Source organism: Sphingomonas sp. GC_Shp_3 (genome assembly GCF_026540945.1).
GTDB lineage: Bacteria > Pseudomonadota > Alphaproteobacteria > Sphingomonadales > Sphingomonadaceae > Sphingomonas.
Genome location: NZ_JALNUT010000002.1, coordinates 539,204 through 553,876, shown reverse-complemented (window position 1 = coordinate 553,876; position 14,673 = coordinate 539,204). Strand labels below are relative to the sequence as shown.

The following is a 14,673-nucleotide window of genomic DNA, read 5'->3' as shown; positions in this document are numbered from 1 at the left end:
GGTGATGGTGACGGCGTAGAGCGGGAAGCAACTTTGTTTCAACTGTAATCCGCATTGACTTGGCGGCTGCACGCGAGTGAGCATCGCCGCTTCTCCCGGCAGGATATTCCGATGCGTGTACGGCGTTCATTCGAGTGGCTTTTCGCGTCGGCGCTGGTGCTGTCGGTCGCGGCGTCGGCGCAGACCAGGGCGCCGGCCAAAAAGCCGGTCGCGGCCGAACAGGACGATGACGAATTCGGGCAATATACCGCGCAGGGGTTCCAATTCGAACATGCGCGCTCGCCCGAATGGCAGCTTGCCGAGCATCGCCGACTCGACCGCGCGCTCGCCGGCGTGCAGCCGCAGCGCAAGGGCGTGGTCGATGCCTATGTGCTGGTGGCGGGGCTCGACAGCGATGCGGTGTTCGGGCGTGAAGCGCGCGAGGCGGCGAAGGTGCTGACGCGCCGCTACGACGCGGCCGGTCACACTATCGTACTGGCCGGACCCGATGGTCACGGCGCCGACACGCTCGCCCGCGGATCGCCCGACAATATCGCCGCGGCACTCGCCCGCATCGCCGAGGTCATGGATAGGAAGGAAGATGTCCTTGTCCTCTACACCACCAGCCACGGCGCGGATTACGGCATCGTCTATCAGGATGGCGACGCCGGTGTCGGCACGATCGCGCCGGTGCGGCTGGCGGCGATGCTGGATGGCCTCGGCATCAAGCGGCGGCTGGTGATCGTCAGCGCGTGTTACGCGGGCGTGTTCGTGCCCAAACTCGCCGAACCGGACGGCGTGGTGATGACCGCCGCCGCTGCCGATCGCTCGTCGTTCGGGTGCGAGGCGGACAGCGACTGGACGTTCTTCGGCGATGCGCTCGTCAACCACGCGCTGCGCAAGGACCAGCCGTTCGCGGCGGCGGCCAAGGAGGCGATCGCGACCATCGCCAAATGGGAGCGGCAGGGCAAATTGCGCGCCTCCAATCCGCAACTCGCGATCGGCGCGCGGGCGGCACGGTGGCTGAGCGTGCTCGATCGCGGTGTGCCGAAGGTGGCGGGCACGCCGGTCGGTCGTCCCGCGACGAGCCTGTTCACGCGCAAGGGGCCATAGCGCACCGCTCGAAGCTGACGGGGCGCAACTCTACCAAACTGCCCGACATGTGGAACTCACCCTGCGCGCAGCGGTTACGCGCGCCATGAACGATATCCGCTACCCCCTGCTTGCCAGGCCGCACATACGTCTGTCGGGTACGATCGACGATGATATGTACACCCTGTTCCGCCAGCAACTTGATGGCTGCCCACAGGAAGGGACGCTGGTCCTCGCGCTCACCACGCTCGGCGGTGACCCGGAGGTGGCGCGTACCATGGCTGACGATATCCGGCTGATCGCCGACTATACCGGTCGCGAAATCCTGTTCCTCGGCAAGGTCGCAGTGTATTCGGCGGGCGCCACGCTGATGTCGGCGTTTCCGGTCGATCGCCGCTTCCTGACGCGGCGCACGCGGCTGATGTTCCACGAACGGCAACTCACCAAGACGCTCGAGATCAAGGGGCCGCTGCGCACCTGCGTCGCCACCATCAAGGCGACACTGCACGAAATCGAGGAGTCTATCCGCATTGAGGAAGAAGGCTTCCGCGATCTGGTAAGGGGCAGTCAGGTTGATTTCGATACGCTGCGGGAGAAGGCGCCCGACAACTGGTATATCGAGGCCGAGGAAGCGCGCGACCTCGGCCTCGTTCTCGACGTGATCTGAAACGACGATCTTACGCCGACAGGCCGCCGTCGACGTCGATGGTGGTGCCGGTGATGAACGACGCCTCGTCGCTGGCTAGGAAGGCGGTGATCGACGCAATCTCGTCGGCGCGGCCGTAGCGGCCGATCGGGATCATCTGCGTGAACTGTGCCGCCATCGCGCCATCGGCGGGGTTCATGTCGGTATCGACTGGCCCGGGCTGCACGACGTTGACGAGGATGCCCCGGCTCGCGAGATCGCGGGCCCACCCGCGCGCCAGTCCCGCCACCGCCGCCTTGGACGCGCCGTACGGGGCGAGGCCGGGTGCGATCGCGCTGTGCGCGTTGATGCTGCCGATAATGATGATGCGGCCGCCATTGCTGATGCGTGGCGCGGCGGCGGCGGTGCCGGCCTGCACGCCGGTCACGTTGACCGCGAAGATCCGCTCGAACGCGGCGTTATCGGTTTGGTCGATCGGTGCCATCTCGAACACGCCGGCGTTGTGGACGAGGATGTCGAGCCCACCGAGCGTGTCGATCGCCTGCCCGATGGCGGCGGTTTGCGCGTCGGCGTTGCCGGCGTCAGCCTGGATCGCATGGCCCTTGCGCCCGGCGGTGGTGATCGCCGCCACGGTCAGGTTGGCCGCGGCCTCGTTACCGCCATAGGTGATCGCGACGTCGGCGCCCTCGGCAGCGAGTCGCCTGGCGATCGCTGCGCCGATCCCGCGCGAGCCGCCGGTGACGATCGCCTTCTTGCCTTCGAATCTGTTGCTCATGGAACGTATCCCTATGCGCAGGCCCGGCACGAGACGGGTCTTTCCGCGCTGCGGCGGAAATGGGCGCGGCTGCGGTACGATCAACGGGTCGCTCTGCTGGCGTTTCCCTTGTGTAAAGGTGAATGCGACACCATTTCAATATTTTGCCAGATGCAGCAAGTTTTCCTTGCGCAGGCGAAACCATTGCTGCTGCCGCACGGGTGGTCGGCAGCTAATGTTTGCGACGCGGCGCGTGCTTGTGTAACGGCATGTGCAAAGCCCTTTGCGCCTCGGCGCACACCAGCCACGGGACACCGATTGTAATGGCCGAATTCTTCCTCCCCGCGAACAGCAAGCCCAAGGCGAACGGCAAGGTTCACGCAGCGGGCGCGGAGGCGAAACGGGTCAAGAAGTTCAAGATCTATCGCTACGATCCCGACACCGGTGAGAACCCGCGCTACGACACGTTCGAGATCGACCTCGATACGTGCGGGCCGATGGTGCTCGACGCGCTCATCAAGATGAAGTCGGAGCAGGATTCCTCGCTCACCTTCCGCCGCTCCTGTCGCGAGGGCATTTGTGGCTCGTGCGCGATGAACATGGACGGCAAGAACGGCCTCGCCTGCACGACGGCGATCGAGGACATTCGCGGCGACATCCGCATCACGCCGCTGCCGCACATGGACGTCATCAAGGATCTCGTCCCCGATTTCACGCACTTCTACGCGCAATATTCGTCGATCAAGCCGTGGCTGCAAACCGTCACCCCGCCGCCCGCCGGCAAGGAGCGTCTGCAGTCCCCGGAAGACCGCGAGAAGCTCGACGGCCTGTACGAATGCATTCTGTGCGCGTGCTGCTCGACCTCGTGCCCGAGCTACTGGTGGAACAGCGACAAGTTCCTCGGCCCGGCGATCCTGTTGCAGGCCTATCGCTGGCTCGCCGACAGCCGCGACGAGATGACCGGCGAGCGGCTCGACGAGCTGGAGGATCCGTTCCGCCTGTATCGTTGCCACACCATCATGAACTGCGCGAACGTCTGCCCGAAGGGGCTCAACCCCGCCAAGGCGATCGCCGAAATCAAGAAGATGGAAGTCGAGCGCGCGCTGTAAGGTGACCGACGCTACGGGTGGTGCCTTCGCGGCGATCGACGATCCCGATCAGCCCGGCTGGATGGTGTGGCGCGGCGGTGACCCGTCGACCTACAACGCCAGTTTCGGCCCGCTGTGGGTGCGCGTCGAGGCCGACACCGCGCGGGTCCGGATGCGGCCCGGTGCCGGCCACGGCAATTTCCACGGCGCGCTGCACGGCGGCGCCGCGCTCGGCTTCATCGACATCGCGCTGTTCGCGGGTGCCTACGCGCTCGGCGCACGCGGCGCGGCGAGCGGCGTGACGGTCGATCTCGCGACGCAGTTCATCAGCGCCGGCCGACTCGACCGGATGTTGGAGGCGCGGATCGAACTGCTCCGCGAAACCGGTCGGCTGCTGTTCCTGCGCGGGCTGCTGGTGCAGGAGGACGAGCCGGTGATCGCCAGCTTTACCGGCACCTTGCGCAAGGTCACGGCGTGACCGGCGTTTTAGCCCGCTACAAAGCGCTCGTTGCCTCCGGCGAATTGCGCGTCGACGCCGAACAAGCTGCGGTTGCCGTGCGTTTGGATGCGTTAGCCGTCGCGCTGGAGGCGGTTCCGCGCAAGGGTTCCACGCTGTGGAAGCTGCTGGGGCGCAAGCCCGATCCGGTGCGTGGCCTCTATATCTGGGGTGGCGTCGGGCGCGGCAAATCGATGTTGATGGACCTGTTCTTCAACAAACTCGACATCCGTCGCAAGCGCCGGGTGCACTTCTCCGAATTCATGCTGGAGGTTCATCAGCGTATCGCGGCCGAGCGCAGGAAGGAAGTCGGCGACCCGATCGTCCCTGCCGCGCGCGGAATCGCCGAAGAAACGCGTGTGCTGGCGTTCGATGAGATCATGGTGACGAACAGTCCCGATGCGATGATCCTGTCGCGACTGTTCACGCAGTTGCTGGCCGAAGGCGTGACGGTGGTGACGACGTCGAACCGTCAGCCTCGCGATCTCTACAAGGATGGCCTCAACCGCGAACATTTTCTACCGTTCATCGACCTGATTGAGACGCAGCTCGACGTGCTGACGCTGAACGGCCCGGTCGATTACCGCCGCGATCGGCTGGGTGCGATCGACACGTGGCTGGTCCCCAACGGCGCCAAGGCTACCGACCTGTTATCGGGCGATTTCTTCCGCCTTACCGACTTCCCGGTCGAGGACCGCGCGCACGTGCCCTCCGAGGATATTCCGGTCGAAGGCGGCCGCACACTGCATGTGCCGAAAAGCATCAAGGGCGTCGCGGTGTTTTCGTTCAAACGGCTCTGCGGCGAGGCTCGGGGTGCCGCCGATTATCTCGCGATCGCAAGACGTTACCATACCGTCATCCTGGTCGGCATCCCAAAGCTCGGCCCGGAGAATCGCAACGAGGCCGCGCGTTTTGTGGCGCTGATCGACGCGCTGTACGAGCACAAGGTCAAGCTGCTCGCCGCAGCCGACGCCGAGCCGGACCAGCTATACGAAAAGGGCGACGGCCGCTTCGAGTTCGACCGCACCGTCAGCCGGCTGGAGGAGATGCGTTCCGAAGACTATCTCGCGCAGGGGCATGGTTCGGCGGGGGCGACGTAACCCTGCACGGCGTATCTGTTACGATCCGCTCCACCTGCTATCCTTCTGCTCAAACACCGGGAGGATGCCATGCTCGTCACCACCACCGAGACCGTCCCCAATCATACGGTCCGCGCCACGCTTGGCCAGGTGTTCGGCGTCGTCGTGCGTAGCCGAGGCCTGGGCGGCAACATCACCGCGTCGCTGCGTTCGATCGTCGGCGGCGAAATCCCTGAATACACCCGGCTGATCGAGGACACCCGCCGCCACGCGATCGACCGGATGGTGCAGAACGCCACGCTGATGGGCGCGAACGCCATCGTAATGATGCGCTTCGACTCGGGCGAGATCGCACAGTCGATGAACGAGGTCGTCGCCTACGGTACTGCCGTCATCCTCGATCCGGCGCCCGAGTGATGCTGCGCACGCTGGTGCTCGTTGCGGCGATGTTGGCGTTCACCGCCGCGTTGATCGTCGTGTCGTTCGTGCCGCTCCAGTGGCCGCTGCTGGTCTGGACCGGGGTGGCGCTGTTCGGCATCCTGTTCGAACGCGCGCGTTACGGCTCGGCGCGGCGGCAGCCGACCGGCAACACTTGGCGCGAGACGCCGGAGCGGTTTGTCGATGATGCATCGGGCCGCGTGATGGTAGTATGGTTCGATGCGGTGACTGGCGAGCGGCGTTACGTCGACACCGCAGAGCAGCATAATGCAACTGCGAATGATTTGCATTAATTAGCCTTCGTGGCAATCCTTTAGCGGTTGCCCTCTTCCCAAAACCGGCCTAAGCCGCGCCGCGTCCATAGTGTACGAGGCCGCGTGCGCGGTCAGAACCGACTCCGGAAAGGATGACAATGGCCCGCAAGAAGATCGCGCTTATCGGCGCAGGCAATATCGGTGGCACGCTCGCCCACCTCGCCGCGCTGAAGGCTCTCGGAGACATCGTGCTGTTCGACGTGGTCGAAGGCGTTCCGCAGGGCAAGGCGCTTGATCTCATGCAGTGCGCGCCGGTCGAGGGCTTCGACGCCAAGATCACCGGCACCAACGATTATGCCGACATTGCCGGCGCCGACGTCATCATCGTCACCGCCGGTGTCGCGCGCAAACCGGGCATGAGCCGCGACGACCTGCTCGGCATCAACCTCAAGGTGATGAAGGCGGTGGGTGAGGGCATCAAGGCCAACGCGCCGGATGCGTTCGTGATCTGCATCACCAACCCGCTCGATGCGATGGTTTGGGCGTTGCGCGAATTCTCCGGGCTGCCGCACGAGAAGGTCGTCGGCATGGCGGGCGTGCTCGATTCGTCGCGGTTCTCGGCGTTCCTCGCCGAGGAATTCCAGGTCTCGATCAAGGACGTTACCAGCTTCGTGCTCGGCGGCCACGGCGATACGATGGTGCCGGTGATCGAATATTCGGCGGTGTCGGGCATCCCGGTGCCGGACCTCATCAAGATGGGTCGCTCCACGCAAGAGAAGATCGACGCGATCGTCAAGCGCACGCGCGGCGGCGGCGGCGAGATCGTCGCGCTGCTGAAGACCGGCTCCGCGTTCTACGCCCCCGCCACCAGCGGCATCGCGATGGCCGAGAGCTACCTGTACGATCAGAAGCGCGTGCTGCCGGCAGCGGTGCACCTCACCGGCCAGTATGGTATCGATAACCTCTATGTCGGCGTGCCTTGCGTGATCGGCGCGGGCGGTGTCGAGCAGATCGTCGAGATCGCGCTCAGCGATGAAGCCAAGAAGAACCTCGATGTGTCGGTCGACGCGGTCAAGGAGCTGCTGGTCGCGTGCAAGGCCATCGACTCCTCGCTCAACTGATTTGCGGCGCGGGCGTAAGCGCCCGCGTCTGACTCTCTCGACTCAAGGAACCGTGCCGCATGAGCATTCTCGTCGACAAGAACACCAAGGTCATCACTCAGGGCATGACCGGTGAGACCGGCAGCTTTCACACGCAGACCGCGCTTGCTTACGGCACGCAGATGGTCGGTGGCGTAACGCCGGGCAAGGGCGGCACCACCCACCTCGACCTGCCGGTGTTCAACACCGTGCTGGAAGCCAAGACCAAGACCGGCGCCGATGCCAGCGTGATCTACGTGCCGCCGCCCTTCGCCGCCGATTCGATCCTCGAGGCGATCGACGCAGAGATCCCACTGATCGTCTGCATCACCGAGGGTATTCCGGTGCTCGACATGGTCAAGGTGAAGCGCGCGCTGTCGGGTTCGAAGTCGCGGCTGATCGGGCCGAACTGCCCCGGCGTGCTGACCCCGAACGAGTGCAAGATCGGCATCATGCCGGGCAACATCTTCTCCAAGGGCTCGGTTGGCGTCGTGTCGCGCTCCGGCACGCTCACCTATGAGGCGGTGTTCCAGACCACCAACGCTGGCCTCGGCCAGACTACGGCGGTCGGCATTGGCGGCGATCCGGTCAACGGCACCAACTTCATCGACGTGCTGGAACTGTTCCTCGCCGATGACGCCACCCAGTCGATCATCATGATCGGCGAGATCGGCGGTTCGGCGGAAGAAGAAGCGGCACAGTTCCTGCGTGACGAGGCCAAGCGTGGCCGCAAGAAGCCGATGGCCGGTTTCATCGCGGGCCGCACCGCGCCTCCGGGTCGCCGCATGGGCCATGCCGGTGCGATCGTGTCGGGCGGCCAGGGCGGCGCCGAGGACAAGATCGCGGCGATGGAAGCGGCCGGCATCAAGGTCGCCGACAGCCCCTCGCTGCTTGGCGAGACGCTAGTTTCGGTTCTCAAGGGTTAAGTGCACGTGCCCCGGTGGGTTCGCCGGGGCCGCTACGGTGCGGGGCGTGGCAGGCGTGCTTATATGTTGACGGCTCCGGCCCTCCGCCGGCGGAATGAAGGATAGTCCGATGGGCTTCGAAGGCCAGGATTTCGGTGACATTGCAGCCGGCGTAAGCCCCGCATTTATCGATTCGCTTTACGCGCGGTACAAGACCTCACCCGAAAGCGTCGAGCCGGCATGGCGCGGCCTGTTCGAGGGTCTCGACGGTGCCGCGCAAAGCCCGAGTTGGGAACGCTCGAACTGGCCGCTCGCCAGCACCGACGACCTCACCGCAGCGCTCGATCCGACGCAGATGGAGCCGGCGCCCAAGCCCGCCAAGGGCGGTGCCAAGCCTGCTGCCGCACCCGCCGCACCGGCGTCGGAAGCCGACATCGTTCGTGCCGCCGCCGACTCGATTCGTGCGATGCTGCTGGTGCGCACCTACCGTGTGCGTGGCCACCTTGCCGCAACCCTCGATCCGCTTGGTCTATCCAAGCGCGAGCTGCCGGCCGATCTGACCCCGGAATATCACGGCTTTTCCGGCGCCGACCTCGATCGCAAGGTCTATATGGGCGGCACGCTTGGCCTGGAATGGGCGACCGTGCGCGACATCGTCGCGACGTTGCGCGCCAATTACTGCGGCAACGTCGGCCTCGAATACATGCACATTGCCGATGTCGAGGAGCGTCGCTTCCTGCAGGACCGCATGGAAGGTCAGGACAAGGCGATCGAGTTCACCGACGTCGGCAAGAAGGCGATCCTCAACAAGGTGATTGAGGCCGAGCAGTGGGAGCGCTTCTGCGGCAAGAAGTACGTCGGCACCAAGCGTTTCGGGCTGGACGGCGGCGAAAGCATGATCCCGGCTCTGGAAAGCGTCATCAAATATGGCGGCGCGCTCGGCGTGCGGGAACTCGTGTTCGGCATGGCGCATCGCGGCCGTCTGAACGTGCTGTCGAACGTGATGGCGAAGCCGTTCCGCGTGATCTTCCACGAATTCGGCGGCGGATCGGACAATCCCGACGATGTGGCAGGCTCGGGCGACGTGAAATATCACCTCGGCACTTCTACCGACCGTGAGTTCGACGGGATCAGCGTGCATATGTCGCTGGTCGCCAACCCGTCGCACCTCGAGGCGGAAGATCCGGTTGTGTTGGGCAAGACGCGCGCGATCCAGACGATCGCGGGTGATCTCGAAACGCACACCGCATCGCTGCCGGTGCTGATCCACGGCGACGCCGCGTTCGCCGGGCAGGGCATCGTTTGGGAGTGCCTCGGCTTCTCCGGCATTCGCGGCTACAATACCGGCGGTTGCCTGCACTTCATCATCAACAACCAGATCGGCTTCACCACCAGCCCGCAATATGCGCGCTCCTCGCCGTACCCGAGCGATGTGGCGAAGGGCGTGCAGGCGCCGATTTTCCACGTCAACGGCGACGATCCCGAAGCGGTTACCTTCGCCACCAAGATGGCGATCGAGTTCCGCCAGCAGTTCCACCGCGACGTGGTCATCGACATGTGGTGCTATCGCCGCTTCGGGCATAACGAGGGCGACGAGCCGGGCTTCACGCAGCCGCTGATGTACGCGCAGATCCGCCAGCATCCGCCGGTCAGCGAAATCTATGGTTCCAAGCTGATCGAGCAGAAAGTGGTCGATCGCGCCTGGATCGACGGTGCGGTGAACGACTTCACCACGCTGCTGGAAGGCGAGTTCGAGGCGGGCGCTTCGTACAAGCCCAACAAGGCGGACTGGTTCGCCGGTCGCTGGTCGGGCCTGCATGCCCCGGTCGATGCCGAAACCACGCGGCGCAGCGTCGAAACCGGCATCGAACAGAAGCTGTTCGATTCGCTTGGTCGCACGCTCACGACCATCCCTGAGGACCTCACCGTTCACAAGACGCTGGCGCGTGTCATCGATGCCAAGCGCGAGATGTTCCGCAACGGTGCCGGCTTCGACTGGGCAACTGGCGAGGCGCTCGCGTTCGGGTCGTTGTTGTCGGAAGGATATGGCGTGCGCCTGTCCGGGCAGGACTCGGGGCGTGGTACGTTCAGCCAGCGCCACGCGGTGTGGACCGACCAGACCGACGAGCATAAGTATCGTCCACTCGAGACCATTCCGCATGGCAATTTCGAGGTGCTCGACTCGCCGCTCAGCGAATATGGCGTGCTCGGTTTTGAGTACGGCTATGCGCTGGCCGATCCGAAAACCTTGGTGCTGTGGGAAGCGCAGTTCGGCGATTTTGCCAACGGCGCGCAGATCATGATCGATCAGTTCATCGCTTCTGGCGAGAGCAAGTGGCTCCGCGCCAATGGTCTCGTCATGCTGCTGCCGCACGGGTACGAGGGGCAGGGGCCGGAGCATAGCTCGGCACGGATGGAGCGGTTCCTGCAACTGTGCGCGCAAGACAATATCCAGATCGCGAACTGCACCACGCCGGCCAACTACTATCATCTTCTGCGCCGGCAGATGCACCGGCCGTTCCGCAAACCACTGGTGGTGTTCACGCCCAAGTCGCTGCTCCGTCACAAGCTCGCGGTTTCGAAGACCGCCGACTTCCTTGGGGATAGCCACTTCCACCGGTTGCTGTCCGATCCGTCGGCGCCGGCGGACGCGGATGTGACGCGGCTGGTGCTGTGCACGGGCAAGGTTGCGTACGACCTGATCGAGGCGCGCGATGCCGCCGGCGACAAGAACACCGCGATCGTCCGTGTCGAGCAGATCTATCCGTTCGCAAGCGAGGCGCTGACCGCGCGGCTGAAGGCGATGCCGAACCTCGAAACGGTGGTGTGGGCGCAGGAAGAGCCGAAGAACAACGGAGCGTGGTTCTTCGTCGAGCCGTTCATCGAGGAGTGTCTGGTTGCTGCTGGCGGCATCGCGCAGCGTCCGCGTTATGCGGGCCGTGCGGCGTCGGCTTCGCCCGCCACGGGCTTGATGAAGCGCCACCTGGTCGAGCAGGGCGCGCTCGTCGCTGAGGCGCTTGGGCACAACGTCCGTGGTGAAATCCGTCGCACACGCAAGAACTGACCGGAACCGCCGCGCCGCCGTTCGGCGCGTGGCGTATGATTGATGCAGATGGACCCCCGGCGGCGCCGGGAACGAGGAAGATAGCATGGCAACCGAAGTCAAAGTCCCCGTTCTGGGCGAATCGATCACTGAAGCGACACTTGGCGAGTGGCTCAAGAAGCCGGGCGAGGCGGTCAAGGCCGACGAGCCGATCGCCAGCCTGGAGACCGACAAGGTGTCGGTCGAAGTGCCATCGCCGGTTGCGGGCGTAATGGGCGAGTGGGCGGTCAAGGTCGGCGATACGGTCGAGGTCGGCGCGATGATCGCGACGATCGAGGCGGGTGACGGCGCCGCCGCTGCTGCGCCGGCCGCCGCGCCGCAATCGGCCCCTGCCGCAACCGTCGGGCAACAGGCACCCGCGCAGTCCAGCGCCAACCCGTCCAACAACGCGCCCGCCGCGCTGTCGCCGTCGGTGCGCCGCGCGGTTCTGGAGACCGGCGTGGATCCGTCGACCGTGCAGGGCACCGGCAAGGACGGCCGCCTTACCAAGGATGACGTGTTCGCCGCCAAGCCGGCGCCGGCCGCCGCCGCTGCGCCTGCACCTGTTGCGGCATCGGTCGCGGCATCCACGGGTCGCAAGGAAGAGCGCGTCCGCATGACGCGCCTGCGCCAGACCATCGCCAAGCGCCTCAAGGATGCGCAGAACACCGCGGCGATGCTCACCACCTTCAACGACGTCGATATGACGGCGGTGATCGAGGCGCGCGCCAAGTACAAGGATCTCTTCGAAAAGAAGCATGGCGTTCGCCTCGGCTTCATGGGCTTCTTCGTGAAGGCCGCGACGATGGCGCTGAAGGACATTCCCAGCGTCAACGCCTCCATCGAGGGCGACGAGATCGTTTATCACGATTACGCCGATATTTCGGTGGCGGTGTCGTCGCCGGGCGGCCTGGTCGTGCCGGTGATCCGCGATGCCGACCAGATGTCGGTTGCGACGATCGAGAAGACGATCGGCGATTTCGGCAAGCGCGCCAAGGACGGCACGCTCAAGATGGACGAGATGAAGGGTGGTACCTTCACCATCTCGAACGGCGGCGTGTTCGGCTCGCTGATGTCGACCCCGATCATCAACCCGCCGCAGGCCGCCGTGCTCGGCCTGCACCGTATCGACGAGCGGCCGGTGGTGGTGAACGGGCAGGTCGTGGTGCGCCCGATGATGTACCTTGCGCTCAGCTACGATCACCGCCTGATCGACGGCCGCGAGGCGGTGACCTTCCTCGTCGCGCTCAAGAACGCGATCGAAGATCCGACGCGCATCCTGATCGACCTGTGATCCTTTTCGCTACGTCGCGGTGACGCGGCGTGGCGGATGTAATTTGACCGGGCGATCACCAGATATTGCCTGACAACTGGGCCCCGGCGAAAGCCCGGGAGCGGAGATTGAAATGGCTGAATACGACTATGACGTTCTGGTGATCGGTTCCGGCCCCGGCGGCTATGTCGCGGCGATTCGCGCGGCACAGCTCGGGCTGCGTACCGCGTGCGTCGAGAGCCGCGAGACGCTGGGCGGCACCTGCCTCAACGTCGGCTGCATCCCGTCCAAGGCGATGCTGCATGCCTCGGAATATTTCGACGCGGCGGCGAACGGCGCGATGGCGAAGATGGGCATCAAGGTGACACCCGAGCTCGACCTGCCGACCATGCATGCGCAGCGCCAGGACGCGGTGAAGCAGCTTACCGGCGGCATCGAATATCTGTTCAAGAAGAACAAGGTGACGTGGCTGAAGGGGCGCGGCGCTTTCGTCGATGCGCATACCGTTCAGGTCGGCGAACAGGCCGTTACCGCCAAGGATATCGTTATCGCGACCGGATCGTCGGTCACGGCGCTGCCCGGCGTGACGATCGACCAGAAGGTCATTGTCGATTCCACCGGTGCGCTTGAACTCGCCCGCGTGCCGGAGCACCTCGTCGTGATCGGCGGCGGTGTGATCGGCCTCGAACTCGGCAGCGTGTGGCGCCGGCTTGGCGCAAAGGTCACGGTGGTCGAGTATCTCGACCAGATCCTGCCCGGCTTCGACGGCGATGTGCGCAAGGAGTCGAACAAGATCTTCAAGAAGCAGGGTCTCGAGTTCAAGCTTTCCACCAAGGTCACAGCGGTTGCGGTCAACGGCGACAAGGCGACGCTGACGGTCGAGCCGGCCGCGGGTGGCGCGCCCGAGACGATCGAGGCGGACGTGGTGCTGGTGTCGATCGGTCGTCGGCCGAACACCGATGGCCTCGCGCTCGAGAAGGCCGGCCTCGCCACCAATCAGCGTGGCCAGATCGAAATCGATCATAGTTTCAAGACGTCGGTCGCCGGTATCTGGGCGATCGGCGACGTGGTGCCGGGGCCGATGCTCGCGCATAAGGCCGAGGACGAAGGCATCGCTGTGGCCGAGAATATCGCCGGCCGGACCGGCATCGTCAATCATGACGTGATCCCAAGCGTGGTTTACACCTGGCCCGAGATCGCCGGCGTCGGATTGACCGAGGAAGCCGCGCGGGAAACGGGTAGCGAGATCAAGGTCGGCAAGTTCCCGATGCTTGGCAACAGTCGCGCCAAGACCAACCACGAGCCGGACGGTTTCGTAAAGATCATCGCCGATGCCAAGAGCGACCGTGTGCTTGGCGTGTGGTGCATCGCGAGCGTCGGCGGCACGATGATCGCGCAAGCCGCGCAGGCGATGGAATTCGGCGCGACCAGTGAAGACATTGCCTATACCTGCCATGCGCATCCGACGCATTCCGAAGCAATCAAGGAAGCGGCGATGGCGGTGCAGGGCAAGCCGATCCACATCTGAGCGGCGCTCGAACGGCACGGAAGGCCCGCCCGAAATGGGCGGTTTTCCGAACGAAGTCGGATTGGGCCGGAGTGCAGGGTATCCTGCACTCCGGCCTTTTTCGTTTGAGACATGACGATCGGCAGCTGCGCTCCTGAGAGGTTGGCCTGATCCAGAGAACACGTCCGTCCAGAGCCGCCGGCGAACGCATCCGCAGCCACGGTTCGCAGCGTCCCACCACCGCCGTTCATTTTCGCACCATGCCGCGCTACACCGCGCCGATGCACACTGCGCTCGCTCTTCACTGGCAGGTAGGCCCGATCCTTCCGTGGCTGGATCTGTTCGGCATCGCGGTATTCGCGATCACCGGCGCGCTTGCCGCGACCGGGCGCGGACAGACGCTCGTCACCGCGACATTCTTCGCGCTCATCACCGGCGTTGGCGGCGGATCGGTGCGCGATCTGCTGATCGGCGTGCCGGTGTTCTGGGTCCACGATCCGCTGGTTGCGGGCGTATGTCTCGGCGTGGCGCTGTTGGTGTGGTGGACGCCGGTGCGATGGTGGCAAGGCGCGGCGCTCGCCTGGCTCGATGCGATCGGGTTGGCCGCCTACGGGGTGTTCGGTGCGGCCAAGGCGCTCGACTTCGGAGTACCGCCGATCCCGGCCGCGTTGATGGGCGTCATCACGGCATGTGTCGGCGGCATCATCCGCGATGTGCTCGCGGGTGAGCCGTCGATCCTGATGCGACCGGAATTGTACGTCACGGCAGCCGCGCTGGCGGCGGGGTCGCACGTTGTGTTGGTCGCGCTCGGGGTGCCGCCCAACTTTGCCGCGCCGAGTGCGGCGATCGCCGGCTTCGCGCTCCGTGCAGCGGCGATCCACTGGCGAATTGCACTGCCGGCTTACGGTCGCGCGCGGTGACCGGCACCGCGCGCATACGCG

At 65.0% G+C, this 14,673-nt stretch carries 14 protein-coding genes; 13 read left to right on the top strand and 1 reads right to left on the bottom strand.

Annotation, left to right across the window (positions count from 1 at the left end; translation table 11 throughout):
- The first annotated feature begins 111 nt into the window (after window positions 1-111).
- Together OXR00_RS08300 and OXR00_RS08295 are read left to right on the top strand one after the other, a co-directional pair.
- Complete coding sequence (locus OXR00_RS08300; RefSeq protein WP_267387763.1) at window positions 112-1,092, top strand: C13 family peptidase; 981 nt, start codon at window positions 112-114, stop codon at window positions 1,090-1,092.
- 85 nt (window positions 1,093-1,177) lie between these two features.
- A complete protein-coding gene (locus tag OXR00_RS08295; RefSeq protein WP_267387762.1) occupies window positions 1,178-1,738 on the top strand; it encodes an ATP-dependent Clp protease proteolytic subunit in 561 nt (186 codons plus the stop codon).
- Window positions 1,739-1,748: 10 nt separating this feature from the next.
- Here OXR00_RS08295 and OXR00_RS08290 read toward each other — a convergent pair whose 3' ends face one another.
- A complete protein-coding gene (locus OXR00_RS08290; RefSeq protein WP_267387760.1) occupies window positions 1,749-2,492 on the bottom strand; it encodes an SDR family oxidoreductase in 744 nt (247 codons plus the stop codon).
- 302 nt (window positions 2,493-2,794) lie between these two features.
- Here OXR00_RS08290 and OXR00_RS08285 point away from each other — a divergent pair, with 302 nt between their 5' ends.
- From OXR00_RS08285 to OXR00_RS08235, 11 genes are all read left to right on the top strand, one after another.
- Window positions 2,795-3,580 carry a succinate dehydrogenase iron-sulfur subunit gene (locus OXR00_RS08285; protein ID WP_267387759.1) on the top strand — a complete coding sequence of 262 codons (786 nt, stop codon included), beginning with the start codon at window positions 2,795-2,797 and terminating at the stop codon, window positions 3,578-3,580.
- A gap of 1 nt (window position 3,581) precedes the next feature.
- Window positions 3,582-4,037: a PaaI family thioesterase gene (locus OXR00_RS08280; RefSeq protein ID WP_267387758.1), complete on the top strand. Its 456-nt coding sequence runs from the start codon at window positions 3,582-3,584 to the stop codon at window positions 4,035-4,037.
- Window positions 4,034-5,155 carry a cell division protein ZapE gene (gene zapE, locus OXR00_RS08275; RefSeq protein ID WP_267387757.1) on the top strand — a complete coding sequence of 374 codons (1,122 nt, stop codon included), beginning with the start codon at window positions 4,034-4,036 and terminating at the stop codon, window positions 5,153-5,155. Before OXR00_RS08280 ends, zapE begins: the two co-directional genes overlap by 4 nt.
- A gap of 69 nt (window positions 5,156-5,224) precedes the next feature.
- Window positions 5,225-5,551: a YbjQ family protein gene (locus OXR00_RS08270; protein WP_267387756.1), complete on the top strand. Its 327-nt coding sequence runs from the start codon at window positions 5,225-5,227 to the stop codon at window positions 5,549-5,551.
- Entirely contained in the window at window positions 5,551-5,865 is a 315-nt protein-coding gene (locus OXR00_RS08265; protein ID WP_267387755.1) for a hypothetical protein, read from the top strand. The genes OXR00_RS08270 and OXR00_RS08265 overlap by 1 nt, the downstream gene beginning before the upstream one ends.
- A 119-nt stretch (window positions 5,866-5,984) precedes the next feature.
- Window positions 5,985-6,947 (top strand): malate dehydrogenase, encoded by a 963-nt coding sequence (mdh, locus tag OXR00_RS08260; RefSeq protein ID WP_267387754.1) that lies wholly within the window; start codon window positions 5,985-5,987, stop codon window positions 6,945-6,947.
- Between the two features lie 59 nt (window positions 6,948-7,006).
- Window positions 7,007-7,891 (top strand): succinate--CoA ligase subunit alpha, encoded by an 885-nt coding sequence (gene sucD / locus OXR00_RS08255; protein ID WP_242147693.1) that lies wholly within the window; start codon window positions 7,007-7,009, stop codon window positions 7,889-7,891.
- Window positions 7,892-8,000: 109 nt separating this feature from the next.
- Window positions 8,001-10,934 (top strand): 2-oxoglutarate dehydrogenase E1 component, encoded by a 2,934-nt coding sequence (locus tag OXR00_RS08250; protein ID WP_267387753.1) that lies wholly within the window; start codon window positions 8,001-8,003, stop codon window positions 10,932-10,934.
- Window positions 10,935-11,019: 85 nt separating this feature from the next.
- Window positions 11,020-12,246, top strand: a complete 1,227-nt coding sequence (gene odhB / locus OXR00_RS08245; RefSeq protein ID WP_267387752.1) for a 2-oxoglutarate dehydrogenase complex dihydrolipoyllysine-residue succinyltransferase — start codon at window positions 11,020-11,022, stop codon at window positions 12,244-12,246.
- A 112-nt stretch (window positions 12,247-12,358) separates the two neighbouring features.
- Window positions 12,359-13,753, top strand: a complete 1,395-nt coding sequence (gene lpdA / locus OXR00_RS08240) for a dihydrolipoyl dehydrogenase (protein ID WP_267387751.1) — start codon at window positions 12,359-12,361, stop codon at window positions 13,751-13,753.
- 260 nt (window positions 13,754-14,013) lie between these two features.
- Window positions 14,014-14,652: a trimeric intracellular cation channel family protein gene (locus tag OXR00_RS08235; protein WP_267387919.1), complete on the top strand. Its 639-nt coding sequence runs from the start codon at window positions 14,014-14,016 to the stop codon at window positions 14,650-14,652.
- Window positions 14,653-14,673 lie beyond the last annotated feature (21 nt).